General features: G+C 64.1%; 17 protein-coding genes. 10 read left to right on the forward strand and 7 right to left on the reverse strand.

Annotated elements, in window-relative coordinates:
* Positions 1-33: 33 nt before the first annotated feature.
* From NV348_RS35680 to NV348_RS35690, 3 genes are all read left to right on the forward strand, one after another.
* On the forward strand, positions 34-558 hold the full coding sequence (locus tag NV348_RS35680; RefSeq protein ID WP_447150851.1) for a toll/interleukin-1 receptor domain-containing protein: 525 nt from the start codon (positions 34-36) through the stop codon (positions 556-558).
* Positions 559-947: 389 nt separating this feature from the next.
* Positions 948-1756 (forward strand): IS5 family transposase gene (locus NV348_RS35685; protein ID WP_447150852.1). Its coding sequence is split into 2 segments (ribosomal slippage): positions 948-1260 and positions 1260-1756, totalling 810 coding nucleotides; the frame shifts between segments, so codons are not numbered across the junction.
* 71 nt (positions 1757-1827) lie between these two features.
* Complete coding sequence (locus NV348_RS35690) at positions 1828-2085, forward strand: transposase (RefSeq protein WP_447150853.1); 258 nt, start codon at positions 1828-1830, stop codon at positions 2083-2085.
* 688 nt (positions 2086-2773) lie between these two features.
* Here NV348_RS35690 and NV348_RS35695 read toward each other — a convergent pair.
* Positions 2774-3667: a DUF4231 domain-containing protein gene (locus tag NV348_RS35695; protein ID WP_447150854.1), complete on the reverse strand. Its 894-nt coding sequence runs from the start codon at positions 3665-3667 to the stop codon at positions 2774-2776.
* A 79-nt stretch (positions 3668-3746) separates the two neighbouring features.
* Between NV348_RS35695 and NV348_RS35700 the strand changes: the two genes are divergently transcribed.
* Positions 3747-4349 (forward strand): TIR domain-containing protein, encoded by a 603-nt coding sequence (locus NV348_RS35700; protein WP_447150855.1) that lies wholly within the window; start codon positions 3747-3749, stop codon positions 4347-4349.
* Positions 4350-4805: 456 nt separating this feature from the next.
* On the opposite strand, the gene NV348_RS35705 is transcribed toward NV348_RS35700, so the two are convergent.
* Entirely contained in the window at positions 4806-6122 is a 1317-nt protein-coding gene (locus tag NV348_RS35705; protein ID WP_447150856.1) for an ArgE/DapE family deacylase, read from the reverse strand.
* On the reverse strand, positions 6119-7867 hold the full coding sequence (locus NV348_RS35710) for an amidohydrolase (RefSeq protein WP_447150857.1): 1749 nt from the start codon (positions 7865-7867) through the stop codon (positions 6119-6121). The genes NV348_RS35705 and NV348_RS35710 overlap by 4 nt, the downstream gene beginning before the upstream one ends.
* Before the next feature lie 106 nt (positions 7868-7973).
* Between NV348_RS35710 and NV348_RS35715 the strand changes: the two genes are divergently transcribed.
* Together NV348_RS35715 and NV348_RS35720 are read left to right on the forward strand one after the other, a co-directional pair.
* A complete protein-coding gene (locus tag NV348_RS35715) occupies positions 7974-8576 on the forward strand; it encodes a TetR/AcrR family transcriptional regulator (protein ID WP_447150858.1) in 603 nt (200 codons plus the stop codon).
* 47 nt (positions 8577-8623) lie between these two features.
* Positions 8624-8872 (forward strand): Tn3 family transposase, encoded by a 249-nt coding sequence (locus NV348_RS35720; RefSeq protein ID WP_447151220.1) that lies wholly within the window; start codon positions 8624-8626, stop codon positions 8870-8872.
* Here NV348_RS35720 and NV348_RS35725 read toward each other — a convergent pair.
* Positions 8842-9573, reverse strand: a complete 732-nt coding sequence (locus NV348_RS35725) for a class I adenylate-forming enzyme family protein (protein ID WP_447151221.1) — start codon at positions 9571-9573, stop codon at positions 8842-8844. The genes NV348_RS35720 and NV348_RS35725 overlap by 31 nt on opposite strands.
* Positions 9574-9867: 294 nt before the next feature.
* Positions 9868-10266, reverse strand: coding sequence for a hypothetical protein (locus tag NV348_RS35730; RefSeq protein ID WP_447150859.1), 399 nt, complete (start codon positions 10264-10266; stop codon positions 9868-9870).
* A gap of 22 nt (positions 10267-10288) precedes the next feature.
* On the opposite strand from NV348_RS35730, the gene NV348_RS35735 reads away from it, so the two are divergent.
* The 3 genes from NV348_RS35735 to NV348_RS35745 all read left to right on the forward strand — a co-directional run bounded on the left by NV348_RS35735 (position 10289) and on the right by NV348_RS35745 (position 13361).
* Positions 10289-10534, forward strand: coding sequence for a hypothetical protein (locus NV348_RS35735; protein WP_447150860.1), 246 nt, complete (start codon positions 10289-10291; stop codon positions 10532-10534).
* A 37-nt stretch (positions 10535-10571) separates the two neighbouring features.
* The gene (locus NV348_RS35740; RefSeq protein ID WP_447150861.1) at positions 10572-11624 is read left to right on the forward strand and encodes an IS630 family transposase; all 1053 of its coding nucleotides are present in this window, start codon (positions 10572-10574) and stop codon (positions 11622-11624) included.
* A gap of 951 nt (positions 11625-12575) precedes the next feature.
* Complete coding sequence (locus NV348_RS35745) at positions 12576-13361, forward strand: DUF6650 family protein (RefSeq protein ID WP_447150862.1); 786 nt, start codon at positions 12576-12578, stop codon at positions 13359-13361.
* 698 nt (positions 13362-14059) lie between these two features.
* Here NV348_RS35745 and NV348_RS35750 read toward each other — a convergent pair.
* On the reverse strand, positions 14060-14701 hold the full coding sequence (locus NV348_RS35750; protein WP_447151222.1) for a restriction endonuclease: 642 nt from the start codon (positions 14699-14701) through the stop codon (positions 14060-14062).
* Positions 14702-14754: 53 nt separating this feature from the next.
* On the opposite strand from NV348_RS35750, the gene NV348_RS35755 reads away from it, so the two are divergent.
* On the forward strand, positions 14755-15462 hold the full coding sequence (locus tag NV348_RS35755; protein ID WP_447150863.1) for a DUF7255 family protein: 708 nt from the start codon (positions 14755-14757) through the stop codon (positions 15460-15462).
* Positions 15463-16483: 1021 nt separating this feature from the next.
* Here the strand turns inward: NV348_RS35755 and NV348_RS35760 are convergent.
* Positions 16484-17661 (reverse strand): IS3 family transposase gene (locus NV348_RS35760; RefSeq protein ID WP_447150838.1). Its coding sequence is split into 2 segments (ribosomal slippage): positions 16484-17374 and positions 17377-17661, totalling 1176 coding nucleotides; the frame shifts between segments, so codons are not numbered across the junction.
* Between the last annotated feature and the right edge of the window lie 260 nt (positions 17662-17921).

Raw genomic sequence — 17921 nt, forward strand, 5'->3', positions numbered from 1 at the left:
ACTCGCCCACATTGGTCGCCGACCACCTCCACTGTGGTCTACACGCCGGCCGAAGTTCGTGCGCTGACTCCCGTACGCCGCACCGTCGAGTTGCGAGCGCGTCAGGAGCCCGACCTTCGCGACGTCTTCCTCTGCCACGCGTGGGACGACCGGTCCGGTGTCGCCACGGAGCTGAACGACCTGCTGGTCGCGAAAGGCGTGTCAGTCTGGTTCAGCGAGAAGGACATCGTGCTCGGTCAGCCGTTCATGCGGGAAATCGACAGGGGCCTGGCGAAGTCGCGCACGGGTCTCGTCCTGGTCACCCCCGCGCTGCTTAAGCGCGTCGACAGCAGGGGCGTCTCCGACAAGGAGCTCTCCGAACTCCTTGCACGGGACTTGCTGATTCCCGTCGTACACGAGACGACCTACGGCGAACTTCGTAAGGTCAGTCCTTTGCTTGCCTCCCGAAATGGGTTGGACACGGCGGACGGTTCTTTGGCAGAAATCGCCACCAAGATCGCCGAGCTGGTCGCCGTCGAGGACGACCTGACACCTAAGGGCCTTCCCGTAAGTCGTTGATCAGCAACGGGTATCGCATCGAAGGTAGCGATATCGGCAGGCGATCCGGTGAATCCTCCGGACTGCGACCACGCACATTCTCCCGGCAGATCATCCGGGTCCAATGTGAGGGCACGGGCCGGCCGTCGCAAACCTGGCCGTGGGGCACAAGTTTCGAGGACGGAGTGTTGCTGGTGGCGGCCGCCTACTGGCGGGCTCGCCACACTCCGACCCTGGTCCACGTGATGAACCGACGGCGCGCGGTGGGCACACCCCCTGAAGGCCGGCTGCAAATCCGCTGGGCCATAACTAGGGCCTGTCCTGTAAGTCGTTGTGCTGGTTGGTGTTAGCTAGAGAACGTGGTAGGTCGTGGCGAGTTGACGGATCGGGCATGGGCTCGGATCGAGCCCATGCTGCCGGTATCGAGCCGTGGCCGTCGCTGGCGTGATCACCGGCAGGTGATCAACGCGATCCTGTGGAAACTACGGACCGGCGCACCCTGGCGTGACCTGCCCGAACGATACGGGCCGTGGAAAACCGCCCACGAGCGACTGCGGACGTGGACCCGCGACGGCACCTGGCAGGCGATTCTGGATGAAGTGATCGTCAAGGACGACTCGATCGGGCAGGTCGAGTGGATCCTCAGTGTCGATTCCACTGTTATCCGGGCCCACCAGCACGCTGCCGGTGCCCGGAAAAAGGGGGCACCACCAGCGCATGCATCGCCGTCGACGGGGAAGCGCTCGGCCGGTCCCGCGGTGGGCTGAGTACCAAGATCCACCTCGCTGTCGACGGCCGCGGCCTGCCGATGCGAGTGCTGCTCACCCCCGGCCAGGCTGGTGACAACCCGCAAATCCTGCCGCTGCTCGACGGGATCAGCGTTGCCCGCACCGGCCCCGGCAGGCCACGGACACGGCCCGAGACCGTGCTCGCCGACAAGGCATATGCACATCCATCGACCCGAGCCACACTGCGCCGCCGGCGTATCGGGTTCGTCAGTCCCGAACGAGATGACCAGATCGCCTGCCGACGTACCAAGGGATCAGCAGGTGGACGACCACCGGTGTTCGACCGTGAGGCCTACAAGCAGCGCAACGTGGTCGAGCGATGCTTCAACAGGCTCAAGCAGTTCCGTGACCTGGCCACCCGCTACGCCAAACGAGCCGCCTACTTCCAGGCCGAGCTTGTTATCGCCGCGATCGTTCTCTGGCTCCGATGAATTACAGGACAGAACCTAGTCGCGTTCCGGTTCTCGCCCGGTAGGCCCTCGGTTCGGGCGACATCTTCGATGTGGCGGCGACTGTCGGTGATCGGTGTCGGGTTCTGACGGATAGCCAGTGGAAGCTCGAGCTGCTACCGAAGTCGGATGGTCGGATTGGTCGCAACTTCTCCAATAACCGCCTGGCCGTAGAGGGGATGTTGCACCGGCTGCGGGCCGGGTTGCCGTGGCGAGACCTGCCCGAGGTCGTCGGGCCGTGGCAAACGCTAGGAAGCGTCACCGCCGTTACACCGAGGACGGAACCTGGGATCGGGTACTGGTTGCGTTGAACGCATTGGCAGATGCGACCGGGAAGCCTCGACTGGGTGATCTCGGTCGACTCGACGATCGTGCGCATACATCAGCCGGTGCTCATACCCGTTGGCCGGCCCGGACGGCGAGATATGAGCCGGTTGATCACGGGTAGGCCGGTCTCCCCGGGATTGACCACCAAGCCCATCTGGGCCACGAACGGCAAGGGTCGTGGTCTGGCGATGTCGATCACCGCAATGCAGGCAGGAGATTCGTACGATGATGCCAGCAGTTCTTGATGCGATCGGTGTACCGCGGCTGGCCGGTGGCTCGCCGCGCCGCAACCCCGATCGGGTCCTGCCGACAAGGCGTACTCCTCGACGGCGAATCGAGAGCTGTTGCGTGGCAGGCGGATCACCGCGGTTATCCCGCAACGGTCTGGACCGGTCGCCAATCGGAACGTCGTGGGCGTGGAGGCGGACGCCCGCCTCGATGTTCGACGCCGATGCCTACATGGGCCGCAATATGGTCGACCGGGACTGGCGCCACCCCGCTGGCACAGACGAATCGGCAGAAGCGGTTCGGCCAATTCCCACAACGCATCTGGAACCACGCCGTGACAACTCGTCCACCACACGAACATCATGCCGCACAATCGATTACGAAATGAAATGCGGATCAATTTGCCTGATGGAAAACTCACTTCACCGACGATATGGCGAATTCCTACAGCCGGTGACGAGTAGCTAGCCACACCACATGCTCACGGCTGATTGCATCTTCCGCATCGTCAACCTCACGGGACCACGCATCCTCTGAGTCCACGATCATCAACTTTGCTTCAGCGTTCGACAGGTCAGTGCACGCTGCAGAGTACGCGCGAGCGAGAGAGTCATGCTGTTTGGTCTCTACCCAAGCTATCGCGGCAGCCGCAATCATGGCCAATGCGGGACCAAGCATCAAACTGGTCTGTATGACGGCCGTTAGTAGCGAAGCCGCTGCACCTGCAAACTCCAAGGCAAATAGAGCCGCGCGCCATTGCCCAGAACGCTTCTTGTTGTAGCGGGCCTTCTTTTCATACCAATTCTGCTGCTCGCGCAGTCGCGCTTCGATATAGTTCTTCCGGCGATCTTCGAATGGTCGGGTTCGCATTTGATTCATCCAGTCCGACACTTGAGGTCTAGCAATCGCCGAAAGTTCGAGACCGGAAAACTGATGACTGAGCTCATCGAGCTTATCCACCAGACCCCTCGTCGCATCGGCGGTTGTCATGGAAATTGGGAACGGCAGTCCACCGACGGAGAATTTCCAGGCCAGCGTCTTTGTTGACTCGGCTACAGCACGCCCGTCGTACCATGCCTTGTCTGGCCGATGGCGCCACAGCACGGACTCTTGGATGATTGCGCCTATGAACGCCAGCATCCCAACGAGTCCCAGGACGTCGATGCGTCCCGCGCCCACGCGCCAAGCCACGACCCCGCTGACGGCGGCGACGATCAGACACAGTAGGCGACGCCGGATGCCACCGACGTACGAGCGCTGACCGTCAAGCGAGGCGCGGTCTGCGGCCTCGAACAACTGGGGCAAGGATGAGTCGGGAACCGTTGCGGGAGCAGCCATCACACCATCATCCCTCACGCCTGCCGATGGGGCAGCTAAACTCGCAAGCACGGCTTTTGGCTTTGACCAGGGAGCTTGAGTGAGCCACTACACCCAGCGCCGTTTGCTAGAGATCGCCGCACGCGCGGAGATGCGCAAGGACGACCCCACGCGCCACAAGTGCTTCATCTCATACCACGCCGAAGACTCTGACGAGGTCGCAACTTTCCTGGACACCTTTGGTTCAGAGTTCACCGCCAATACTATCGGCGTCACCGACGAAGACGACTTCATCGACAGCCAGGACACTGATTACATCATGAGTCGGATTCGCCAGAACTACCTCGGCAATTCAACAGTCACCATCGTCCTTATCGGCAAGTGTACGTGGGCGCGGCGGTATGTTGATTGGGAAGTATATTCTTCACTTCGGGAGAGCAAGCACAGCAAAGTCAACGGCGTTCTTGCAATCCAGTTACCTAGCGCCGCCGTCAACGGTGGCAAATTGCCCGGTCGTGTGAGTGACAATGTCAAAAGAGACGCCACCGGAACGGATGTCGGATATGCACGATACATGGTGTATCCAACGAGCACGGATAGCATCCGGAGCTGGATCAGCGACGCGTTCGATGCGAGGGTCACCCGAAAACACCTCATCGACAACACGCGGCCACGGAAACAGAGGAGTTCCACCTGCCCGTAGTCCAACCCGACTCAATGCTGCGGTGGAATCCTGTTCCGAATCCGCCCGGCATGGCGAGACTGGTCTTCCCCGGGCTGCTTCGGACTTGCGTTGCTAGATTCCTGTGCCCCAATGTCAAGGAGTGGCATGGGACGGCGCGCATACCCGCAGGAGTTCCGGCGCATGACTCTGGATCTGGTCGAGGCCGGGCGTGCGGTCGCTGACATCGAGCGCAATCTCGCGATCAGCTCGTGCCAGGCTGCCGCCGTCAGGGCCCACCACAGACCCCGCCGGCGCACGCACCGAATGCAGCCACCACGCCAGTGGCGCGGCCGCCGCACTCCGAGACCTCCGCGTGGATGGCCTCCTCGGCCGCCTCGAGGTTGCGCGCGATGTGGGCGCGCCTCGATACCGTGAACGACGGTCAACCCGACTGCCAAATGCGGTGCGATCGGCGCGGCCCGGCGGTCGACCCGATCAGTCCGCGCCACACCATGCAATCGCGGCGGCCGCGTATGTTCGCGCGGCGCATACCAGTTCATCGATCGCGCACCGCTCGTCGACGGCATGAGCCATGGTGAGGGCGCCCGGCCCCAGCCCGACGGCGGGAATTCCGGCGGCGGTGAACCAGGTGAGATCAGTTGCCGAGGGGAACGGCCGCACATCGGGTACCCCGGCGATCGGTGTGCCGAGGGCGGCCCGCTTCCGTGCGGCGCACACCGTCCTGGTGAACAGATGATCGCGGTCGGTTCGCCCGCCTGGATAGTGCATGGGCCAGTCGATGCGTGGCGGATTGGCTCGCAGCCACGGGTCCCACTTCGCGACACCGGCTACGGTCTGCACGATCTCGGACTGGATCTCCGACAGCTTCGCCGCCGGCGGGTAGAAGATCGCGTAGTCGAGAGTGGTCTCGTCGGGGATGAAGGCGACATTGCGACTGCCGCGCGCCCCACCATCGATCACGTCGAGACCGATGGTGAATTGGCCTTTTTCGAACAGCGGATCTACCCGGCCCTCGACCCATTCGTCCTCCAACCGGCGCAGCGCGTCGTGGATCCGCAGCGCCGCATCGATCGCGCTGGCGGCAACGGGGTCGTCGGTCGGCTCGGCACGCATCTGCGCGCGCATGGCCGCATGTGCCGAACGCCCTGTCACCGTGATGCGCATGATCAGCACGCCGGGAGTGGCGGGCATGACACTCAACGGGGAGAGCGCGCCGGTGGGCTCGGCGATGATCGCCCCGTCGGCGGTGAACCCCCGCTCCAAGACGGCGGAGGTCCCCAGGTGGTGTTCGAGGTTCTCCTCCCCCGCGACGGCCTGTAGGACGAGGTCGCCGCACAGCCGCACCCCGGCCTGCCGTAATGCCTTGGCGGCGAATGCTTGTGCGATCAGTCCGCCCTTCATATCCACTGAGCCGCGGCCCCACACATGGGTGTCGTCGACGTAGGCGGTGAACGGGGGGTGGGTCCACTGCGCGGTGTCATCGGCGGGAACGACATCGACGTGACCGTTGAAGATCAGCGACCGTCCGCCACCGCTGCCCCGCAGCACCCCGACGACATTGTCCCGGCCCGGCGCTTTGCCGAACAGCTCGGTCTCGGCGCCCGCCTCCCGGTACAGCCGGGCCAGCAGTCCGGCGACCTCCGTTTCGCCACCGACCAGGTCGTCGTAGTCCTGGTCCGGGTAGGTGGGGTTCACGCTGCGGATGGCGACGGCGTCGGCCAGCGCGGCCACCAATTCGTCTCGCAGGTCGTCGATCCGGTCGAGCACCCGGCTCGTCGCTTCGGCGTTCACGACCGAACCCCCTCGATCTCCGTGGCGGCCGGCGAGGCGAGTTCGCCGCTGTCGTGGACGATCGAGCCGCCCAGATATGTGCGCAGTACCCTGGTATCAGGAAGGTCCGCGATCGGGCAGGTCAGCGGATCGCGATCCACGATCACCACATCGGCGTGATTTCCCGGTGCGAGCGAGCCGATCTCGGGCCAGCCGAGCACCTTCGCCGCACCTGTGGTCCACATGCGCAACGCTTCGACACGGGAGAGTTTCTGGTCGGGTCCGTCATTGCGGTGGCCGCTGCCCGCGAACCGGTGGGTCTGCGCGAGTTCGATCTGCTCCCACGGGTTCTTCGGGCCCCAATCGGAGCCGCCGCCCAGATCCAGGCCGATCTCGGTGAGCCGGTGCAGGGGTTCCAAGTCCCGCCAGACGTGCTCGCCCATCCGCTCGCCGTACATCGCGCCCTTCCCCCACGCGAATCCCGCGCTGGTGGTGACCTGGAAACCGAGATCCGCATAGCGGCGGGCTTGTCGAGAGGTGATCGTCATAGCGTGCTGCAGAATCCAGCGCTGGTCGCGGAAGTCGTGTTCGCGCACAACGCGTTCCGCGATATCCAGGAAATCGTCATGCTCCCGGAACGCACCGAGGCACAGGTTCGCGCGAATTCCATTGGCAGCGCAGAACCTGACGAATTCCTCTTCCTTTTCCAGCGACACGAACCGCACACCACGAGTGGGACGACCGAAAGGATCGAGGTACGAATCGTAGGTGGCGAAGTATCCCGAGAAACACGGCCCGCCCGGACTCAAGGTGAGCCCGCCGACCCGCAGCATGTCGTCACCGTCATCCGATGCCTCCGCGGCAAGCCGACGCAACTGGTCGGCGAACTCGGCCTGCGGAAGCGGGTCGAACGGGTAGAAGATGACCGACTCGGCATCCAATGTCGCCATCACGCGCAGGGTCAGCGCATCGGTCGCGCGCAGATGCCGATACAGCGCAAGGTGTTCCAGTTCCATGGCGTGACCTTCGTACACGCTGGTCACACCCTGCGCCGAATACCGCGCCATCTCCGCCGTCGTACCGGCGACGGCGTCCGCCAGGTCCGGACGTGGCAGCTTGGTCAGAATCTGCCCCCAGAACGGGTCGTAGGTGTAGTAATTCGTCACCGGTCCACGCAGAATGCCGGTCAGCTCCCCGGCCTCGTTCTTGTCGATCTCGACATCGCAGACCCGGTCCGGGATGAACGCGCTCAGCCCGACCGCACGCAAACCAGCGGTGTTGAACGCCACCACATTCGGCATGCGCGGCGCCCACGCCTGGATGAGCAGCGGATGAGCCTCGGTCGCGGTGTCCAGGGTCCACCGATCCGGCAGCCGTCGCTCGAGCAGATCCCGCTCCGAGCGGCGGATGAAGTAGTGGGGTTCACCGACCGGCGTACACATGATCCACTGCCCTGGCGGCGTATGCGCGGCCTTGGCCCGGATCCGCGCCACGATGTCCGCGTGATCGACGGCATCGGTCAAATCGACGAGCCCGCCCGCCAGCATCCCGAAGTGCATGACGTGCGGATGGGTGTCGATCAGGCCGGGCAGCACCACACCGCCCTCGGCGTCGACATGCCTGGCATCCGGCCCGGCCGCCGCCAGCATGTCGTCCCGGTCGCCCGCTGCCAGCACGCGTCCGCCGGATAGCACCAGCGCCTCCGCTTCCGGTGCGTCCGGGACGAGCGTCAGCACCCGCCCGCCGGTGATGATCGTGTTGGTCATGGTTGTCCTCCACTAGGGCCGTTCTTTCCTGTGCAGCTACCCTACCTCGAGTTTTCTCCATACGGAGAAAACTCTTGGATTTCTTGTCGCCGGTACGATGAGCACCATGACGACACCCGTGCGCGAGCCGCGGATGGCTCGGGGAGCCGCGCGCCGCGAGGCCCTGCTGGAGGCCGCGATCCGGCTACTGGCCCGCGAAGGCGCACGCGCCGTGACCCACCGGGCCGTGGCGACAGAGGCGGGAACGACACATGGCATCGCCCGGTACTACTTCGGCACCCTCGACCAACTGCTCGACGAAGCGTTGCGGCAATTGGCAGCCCGGCAAGTCGAGGAGGTCCGCACACTGTTCGACAACCTGCCGGATGTCGATGTCCCGCAACGGATTACCCGGCTCGCGCAGTACGTCACCGGCACGCTGGCCAGCGACCGGGAGGCCGGCATCGCCCGCTATGAGTTCTTCCTCGAAGTCGCGCGTCGCCCCCACCTGCGGGCCAGCCTCGAGGAATGGGGAGCCACGCAACGAGCGGCCTTCGCCATCGAGCTCCGCGGCGCCGGATCCCCGAACCCCGAAGCCGACGCCGCGGACCTGCTCACCCTTGTCAACGGCCTGATCCTCGAGCAACTCGCGCTACCCGTCGACGACTTCGAGACCACGCGCCTGCGACCGGCCATCGCCCGGTTCTTCCCCGAACCGGTCAGCCGATGATCGAATCGACCAGGATCTAGATCAGATCGTCGAGCCGTCATCAGCGCCTGGATCGGGCACACCGACGCCTCGACGGCACGGAAGACCTGCTCTCCGCACTGGGCCTGATCTTGAACTGCGTCGTGTTGTGGAACTCGGTGTATCTGAACCGCGCGATCGAGGAGCTACACGCCCAGGACTATCCCGTCCGCGACGAGGATGCCGTCTGGTTGATGCGTGGCGTTCGCGACCGATGCGAGGATGGTCGCCCATTCGTAGAGGTCGGTCAGATCCGCGTGTCGACGTCGACCCAGTAGTTGTCCCGCAGCGACCGCTTCAAGACCTTGCCGGCGCCGCTGCGCGGAAGACTGTCGACGAAGTCGATACGCTTCGGTGTACGCACACTGCCGAGCGTGTCCTTCACCAGCGCGATGAGTTCCGCCTCGCTGGCGTCACGACCGGGCGAGAGCTCGACGACGGCGATCACCTTTTCGCCCCAGTCCGGGTCGGTTACGCCGATCACGGCGCAGTCGCTGACGCTGGGATGTCCCCAGATGACCTGCTCGATCTCACTGGGATACACGTTGAAGCCGCCGGAGATGATCATGTCCTTGGTCCGGTCGGTGATGTAGAGGTAGCCCTCGTCGTCGAGGTGCCCGACGTCACCGGTGTGGAGCCAACCGTCGATGATCGTCTCGGCGGTCGTGTCGGGCTGCTTGTAGTAGCCCTTCATCACCAGATCGCCGCGGACGCATATCTCACCGCTCTCGCCGCGCGGTACGGCTTTGTCGTCCGTGTCGCGGATCTCGACGGTGATGAGCGGGTACGGGCGTCCACAGGAGTCGAGTCGCCTGTCCGACAACGGGATCCCATTGCGGACGCGTTCGTCGGGGCGCGCGAACGCGACTCCGGCGAACGCCTCCGTTTGTCCGTACGCGGCCATCATCACCGGGCCGAAGACCTCGATCGCTCGCTTGACCTTCTCCACCGACATGTATGGCAGCACCGGAGTCGTCATCACGCGAGAAACAACAATGCCCGCACAGACGGTCGCGACGACAGCTTCGGCCGTTCCCCGCGGACACTGGCGCCGGTGCCGCAGCCCCCGCTCCACGTGCCCGAGATCGCACCGCTGCTCGGCTGGAGCAACGGCGGACCTCGCCTCGAGGCCACCGACCACGCCGGCGCGACACGCATGCGGCACAGTCGGCACACACATCCTGTCGAACTTACGGTTACGTAGGACATGACAGCGGCTCGGCCCGCGGTTCGGCTTCCCCTCCAACCAATCCCTCGAGCCTTCGCCCAGGTTTCAGCGCAAAGTTGCCGCCGCCGCCCGGATGAACACCATCGCCCGGTCCAGGTCACCCGGTTGGGAACGGTGGGTGAGTTCGCTGATTACGCTGGCTACTGTCGCGGCCAAAATGCGCGGGGCGAGATCGTCAGCACTCCAGCCCTGTTCTTCGGCGAGTAGCTGCGCGCCTTCGCGGATCACTTCGGTGAGCCGGCCCCGACAAAGGCCTTCGAGCTGCGGATTGGCTTGCAGCATGCGGTCGTACAGGTCGTCGAAGCTGGTGCGTGCGCCCTGCTTGCGACGCAACCACTGCTCGACGGTGTCGAGGATGCCCTGCCCTGCGGGCCTTTCGTGGAGTGCCGCGGTCAGTTCCTCGACGTCGAGGCAGTCACCGGTCAGTGTCCCGATCGGTGACATCGAGCGGGTCGACCTGTTGCCGATGGCGACATCGAGGTCGCGGCGGTGGTGTCGGATCAGCATTCGCGGCAGGCAAACACCGCCAGACCCGTTCGACGACCTGTGCTCGTTCACCTATGACGAGCGTCGTGATGCGAAAAAGATCGCGGACATGCAGGCGCGCATCGCCCGCGGCGTCGTGCAGATCCCGAAAGCACTTGATCACCTTGTCGCGATTTCGTCGGTGTTCGCGCAGCGCAAGGTCGGCAACGTCGATCGCAGTTATTGACTTGAAACTTGCTGGTTTCCTTGGTATTTGAGTGTGGGTGAGTGAGCGGGACCTGCGGCGGGTGTCACCTGCGGCGCAGGAGGTGGTGCGGTTGCGGGTGGTGGCTGCGCTGGAGTCGGGTCTGGTGGGGTCGTATCCGGAGGCGGCGGCGATGTTCGGGGTGTCGTCGCGGTCGGTGGGCACGTGGTGGCGCAAGTACCGCGACATCGGGCGGGAATCGCTTGCCGCGCCGGTGAAGTCGCGAACCGGGCGAGACGAGATGATCAGCGCCGAGGAGCGTGGCGTGTTGTTCCAGGCGATGGCCGATTACACGCCCGAGCAGCTGCTGATCGGCGGGCCGATGTGGACCCGCGCTGCGGTGGTCGACCTGATCAGGATGGTCACCGGAGTAGCGATGACCGAACAAGGCGTGGGGAAATGGCTACGGCGGCACGGGTTGTCCCCGCAGCGACCGGATCGCCGGTCCTATAGGCAGGACCAGGCGCAGGTGAGCGACTGGCTCGAGCGCGATTATCCGGCGCTCGTGGCTCGCGCCCGGGCCGAGAACGCGGTGATCGCGTGGGCCGACCAGTGCGGGCTGCGGTCGGACACCGCGCCGCCGGGCCGCAGTTGGGCGCCGGTCGGGCAGACCCCGATCGTGCGGGTCAACGGGAAGCGGCTGCGGGTGAACATCATGTCCGCCATCGCATCTCGCGGCGCGCTGTGGTTCACGGTGTTCACCGGCAAGTTCACCGCCGAGGTGTTCATCGGCTTCCTCGACCGGCTGGCTCGCCAGGCCGGCCGGAAGGTGCACGTGATCGCCGACCGGCATCCCGTGCATCGCAGCCGGGCCGTGCGGGCCTGGCTCGCCGACCACGCCGACCGGATCGAGGTGCACTTCATGCCCGGTTACAGCCCCGAGCTGAACCCGGACGAGATCCTGAACGCGGACATCAAACGCCACGTCCATGCCGCCCGCGCCCGTACTACCGACGACCTCGCCCGCGAAACCCGCCGCTTCCTCCGCCGCCGCCAACGTCAGCCCGGCATTGTCCGCGGCTACTTCGGCGCACGACACGTCCGCTACACACGAATCGAGGAAACCGAATAGTTTCGGGTCAATAGCATCTGCGAATTCAATTCATGCTTTGCGAAAATCCAAACACCTCCCGGCTCGTTGACTGTTCGTCTGACCTCAACATACTCTTCACGCAGGGCAGAGATGCGTTCAATCTCTTTTTAGATCACGTCAATTTTGGCCTTGACTTCGTACCCCTCGGCTACCCAAAGATGGGCCGCCAGAAGGTCGTCACTGTCTGCGTAGGCGATCCACGTTCCGATGTCGCGGCGTGCAAGCGCCGATTGATACTTCTTTGGCCACACAGACTTCGGATGCAGTGTGGTGGATCGGGAGCCCGTATCGGTCTCAGTGGGTCGAACGATGATCACGGCGGGCAAATCTAGCGAACCGAACTGTCGGCAGCGAATCTACGGTACCCATTTAGGGCGAGTCCGGCCTACACCGACTCTAGTGGTCGTGCGAAACCAATACGCAGGCAACGCAACTGGTTGAACGCAGTTCGAGCAGGTGCGGTGATGCCGTCCGGATGCGTTCGGCCAGCAGGCACGCTTGGACCACGTCAGGGGTTGCGAGATCAGATCGGAGGCGACCGCCCTCACGCAGCGGCCGACAAGGGTGATATGCCTGGTACGTGATCGGGCAAGCCGACCAGCACTCCCGTCACCGTCGGCCACGAGCCGGACCTTGGCCTGTTCGTCGGCGCGTTCAAGGCGATGCGGCACTGCGGAGATGACGGCATCGCGCAGCTGGTGGCGGACGTCGAGCGCCTCAGGAAGTTCAACAACTGCGCGGTCGGAGCACCCCGCACCGGTCTCACCACCACGTTCTCGGTCACGACGCCACGATCCCACAACGGCCGAGTACACCGGGTGGCGACACGTCGCCTGCTGGGATGATGCTTGAGATCCGCGCAGCGAGGCGGAGCGGCCGAACTGGGCAGTCAAACAACTCGGATACTACACCGGAGGGGCACGGATTCCTATGGCAGACGGCTATTTTACGCCGAAAACGAAAGCTTTGGTTGCAGCGCGTGCGGGATACATGTGCTCCAACCCGGACTGCAATCGCTTGCTCGTCGGACCGGAGGTCAACACCAACGACTCATTGCTCAAGAGCAGTATCGGCGAGTTCGCGCACATCCGCGGCCGTGCCGACGACAGCCCTCGGTGGGAGCCTGCGATGACCGACGACCAGCGTGCTGATCCCGAGAACGCCATCTTTCTTTGCGCTACATGCCACACTCTCATCGACAACAACGGCGGACCCGGGTATACAGCCGGCGATCTGACTGCGTGGCGCGATGCGCACACGGCGACCGTCCGGCGACTTCTCGCCAGTCCGATAGCGCTGTTGTCAGAATTTAGGCGACGCGAGAAAAACGGTGCGATCGTGAGCCATATCTTCAACGTAATAGCCGACAAACGTGCGGTCTACGAGCGGCCGGAACTGGAGAGTTGGTCCGAAGTGATCTCGTCTCTGGGCACCCTTCGCACGACGCTGACACAAGAACTAAAAGAGGTCGAAAATGATTACAATCTAGCCAAACTGATCAAGAATATCATCGCTTCGGCCCGTACCTTCATGACGAAAGTCAAAATCGATCCCTACTTCAGGCCAGCGCTGGGGCAGGAGCATGCAGAAAGGCATTTGGCGGTGATGCGTGAGGAGATAGGCGAGACTCTCCGTCTCCTCGCTACGGCATACAATATTCCGCTGCCTGATCCGCTGATGCGCCCGAACTGGATTCTGGGAGGCGGCCTAAGGTGAGACTTGTGTGAGAGGTCGCCGCGACGGTTCAGCTAAAGCGTTTCTCGAAGTGACGCTGACGGTGTGAGAGTGGCTGTGACCAGGGGGTTTTGAGAATAGCGAGGTCTCTGGTCATGGTTGGTCGACGAAGATTCACTGAACACCGGAGACCTCATCACCACCCTAGCGGTGACCCGACGAGCCGACTTTGACCGATGTCCAATGGCCCGGCTCGAACCACCGCTTCCCCGCCCGAACCGGATCGAACGGCCGTCTCGATTCGTCCGCCGCCAGCTCATCGAAGGCGGCCGGTGGCGTATCCGGGTTGACGCGCCTCGCGTGGCGTCCCCGCCTGCGACGGCTCCTGGCAGGCGATCTACGCACTGTTCCGGCGCTGGGCCCGCGTCGGAGATCTGGGCGCAGATCCTGCACGGCCGGCAAGCTCTCACCGACGCCGAAGACAAGATCGATTGGCTAATCGGGGTGGACTCGACCACCGTGCGCTCACCAGCCCGCCGCGGCAGCCACCTGCAGACCGAACCACCCGCCAGCCCCCTGCGACGAACCGGCTGATCACGCGTTGGGCCGATCGCGCGGCGGATGGGGCACCAAACTGCGCCTCGCCTGCGAACACCGACACCCACCTTCCCAAGCATCCGGCGTGGATCGAAAACCTGACCGCCGGCGCGGCGCCGGCAGCAGGGGTCGCTGTGACGGCCCTAGCTTCGGAGCACCGGGGAGCAATGGGCCGACGCCCCCGTTTCAACACGACCGATGCCCTGGCCGCGGCGCTCACCCTCGACTTTGCCCTTCCCGCGGCGGCCTACGACCAGTTTCTCAAGCGGTCCCTCCCGCCGGACTTCGATTGATCTGACCGGACCTTTGCGAACGCCACGGAGCCCGATCGGGCCGGGATCATCGCCCCCGCGTCGGCATCCGCCGAGTAGGGCTGCTGCGTAGGGGTTTCTGGGTTCGACCTGACCGGTTGGATGGTAGATTAACAGCGCGATGCTGTGCTGGTCGGCGTACTCGACCGCGGGCTGGGAATAGTCCGAGGCCGCGAAGAACAGGAGCGCTTTTCCGAATTCGCTGCCGCGTGCGCCGAAGAGCTGCTGCACGTCCGGGCGCGATACTGCGCCACCGCGCCATTTCACCCGCGCCAGAGCACTACTGGAGAGCACGTCGATGCCGCCGTCGGCGCCGTTGGCCGTGACGACCGCGTCGGTGAATCCCATCGCCCGCATCTGCACCGCGGCGTTCTGCTCGGCTTGTTGGGGCTGGTGATGTAGGCACCGGCGAACTGCTCTTCGTACAACGAACGATCTCCTTATCCAGCAGCGGCAATCCGCCGACCCCACCATGATCGACCACCGGTCTTCGAACCTGACATGCACCTGGCGAATCTCGGCCGAAGATGACCAGCACGGTCGGCAAAATGCGGGTGCAGACTGGGGGTATGGTTCGCACCGGTAGACGCGCCGCCGCGCTGCAAATGCTATTGACGAGAGCCGGGTTGTCGCCGGCTTCCGTGCCGGCGGCGCCGCGGTTGTCGGATCTGGCTACAGCCGCCGTCGGCGAGCTCGAGGCCGTCTACGCACGGCTCGGCGGTACTCGGCCGATGCCGCGGCTGCGTCCGGGAGCGTGGGACCTGGCCTTCACCGGCGGGCTGGTGGTCGAACTCGATGAAGAGTTGCATTTCAACCGCTATCGTGCCGAGACCCTGCTGGCGTTCCGCGCTTCCGCACTGCCGTGGCACGCGGACTATCTCGACTACTGCACCCGATTCGAGCCGCGGTGTCTGGTCGCGGGCCGGTGGGGTAGGCGCTGGACGACGCGACCGTGCGAGGCGATGTTCGGCCCGCCCGGGCCGGTCGGCGATCTCAACAGTGCTGGTGCACCACGCTGGAAGCAGCGCGCTCTTTACGACACTGTCAAAGACCTCACCGCCACACAGACAGCAACGATGCGGCTGGCCCGAGTATCAGTGTGGGACAGAGTCGATGGCGTCCTGCTCGGGGACACGCTCGACGACAAGGCGGTCGTGGGTCCCGAGCGGCTGGCTGCCTTCCTCGCACAGCGGACCTGCACCGCTACAAGAAACTACGGACCAACTGGCCACTGAGAGGTTCTGGCTTCAGCGCCGGGAGGAAATCAGTGGCCTCCCCGTGAGGGCCATGTCCGTATTGGCGCGCTTGAAGCCCCACGTGTTCGAAGAGCCGGCGTTGGATGATGTCGCTGCGCGGTGGGCATGCCTAGGTGCTCGCGAGCTTGAGCGGCTGGTTGTAGTGGCCGTAGGCATACCGCCACTACGCCCAGGCAGTCTGCCCGGTCGCCACCAGTCGGATCCCGGATTGGACAACCCCCATATCCGGTGGGTCATGGCCTGCAGATGGTGTGCGATCAAGGCCGCCGAGATCAGCTCGATCTTTAGTGGCACCGACACGGGGCATGTATGTAGCCAGGCCACTCGACAGCACCTATGTCCTTACTGACGCCCACCCCACGAAGTTGAAATCAGACTTGAGGCACCGATATCCGGTCAGACCGTGCAGGATAGCGATTTGCGCTGTTGGCTGGCTGACCAAACCACTCACGGCAGTGCGGGCTCCTTGACCGCTGTGAGAAGCTCGGCCACCGCTGAGCGTACGGCGACAACTGAGGGGCTGGCTTCGGCTAATCGCCACTCAACTGCGATGCTAGGACGGACATCGACTTCTCGACGCGTGTGCCCGTGCAACCAGTCCTGTAGACCGCCCAGAGCCTCCCTGTCGATGAAGCCGTCATCTACGAGAGAACGGCCAAAGGCTGGGTGAGCCACCACTTCTCGAGGCTTTCGTCCTGCCAGACTCAGGTCACGGGTCCAGCGACGGACGTAATCCCCGGCCGGGAGTGGCATTGCAGGATACCACCGCCGATGCGGCGGACAACGAAAGTAGGCGAGATGTAGGTTGGGGCGCACCTGCCAACCGCGCTTGGTCAGACCGAGTAGGCCTTCGACCGCCGCCGGGCCCGAGTAGAAGTGACTGTACTGCGGTTTCAGTTCACCAATCCATGTGCCAAGGACGGTCGTGCTGCCGTCAACCCACATGCTCACACGCTGAGCGGTGATGACACGGGACTGCTGCACGATCCGGTGACAGCGGTCAGGCAGCCCGAAGGGCTGCTGGGGTCATGATGGTCTCGTATTCGATGGGGGTCAATTTGCCGAGCCGAGTCTGACGTCGACGACGGTGGTAGGTCCGCTCGATCCAGGTCACGATCGCGATCCGCAACTCCTCACGAGTTGCCCATGGCCGACGATCGAGAACATTCTTTTGCAGCAACGCGAAGAATGACTCCATCGCGGCGTTGTCCCCGCACGCGCCGACCCGGCCCATCGATCCGACGATCGCGTGTTTGTTCAAGGCCCGCACGAACTTTCGCGATCGAAATTGCGACCCACGATCGCTGTGAACGACACAACCAGCGACGTGGTCACTGGCCGCGCCACGCCTGGCCACCGCTGAGCCAAGTGCATCGACAGCGAGGCGGGCCTTCATTCGCGAGTCGATCGAGTAGCCCACGATCCGGTTCGAGAACACGTCCTTGATCGCGCACAGATACAACTTGCCTTCACCGGTGTGGTGTTCGGTAATATCGGTGAGCCACAACATGTTTGGTGCATCAGCGGTGAAGTTTCGTGCGACGAGATCGTCATGAACTGGTGGCCCTGACCGGCCATTCTTGGAGCCGCGTTTTTTACCGAAACTGCTCCACCATTTGTTGGTCGAGCAGATCCGCCACGCGGTCCGTGAGGCCATCGCCTGGCCGGCGTCGGCGGCCTCGTCGGCAAGGAACCGGTATCCGAACTCGGGGTCGTCGCGGTGAGCATCGAACAACGCGTCGGCTCGGTAGGCCTCGTCGAGTTCGGCGGCTGTGATCGGGTCAGCGAGCCACCGGTAATACGGTTGGCGCGCGATTTTCAGGACCCGGCACGTCACCGCGACGGGGATCCCGTCAGCGGCCAGCTCACGAACGAGCGGGTACATCATTTTCCCGGCAGGTTCGCCTGCGAGAGATAGGCCGCGGCTCGGCGCAGGACTTCGTTTTCCTGCTCGAGGAGCTTGATCCGTTTCCGGGCCTGGATGAGTTCGGCGTTCTCGGTCGCGGTCGTTCCGGGTCTGGTCCCGTCTTCGACGTCGGCGGCCTTAAGCCAACCGGCCAGACACGACTCGCTGATCCCGAAGTCGGCGGCGATCTGCTTGAGCTGTTGGCCGGGTCCTCGGTTGCGGGCTACGCGCACGACGTCGTCGCGGAACTCTTTGGGGTAGGGCTTGGGCACGGTTACATCCTTCCAGCAGTGCCTGTCGGCACCACAGTTCAGATGTCACCTATCCGTGCAGCAGTCCCCACCGTGTGTGTATTCCACCGTCGCGAAACCATCGTGCTCTCGGCCCGGGCTACCGACAGCGCGCTCCAGGATCGATCGCAGCTCGCCAAGGTTCCCGACCGTCCACATCTCAACAGTCTAGGCCGACGTGCCACCCTGAGCGCCCGCGTTTCCTGTTGCAGCTTTGGGGCCGGGCCAGCCCTGCAGACGAT

The organism is Nocardia fodinahabitans (assembly GCF_052983615.1).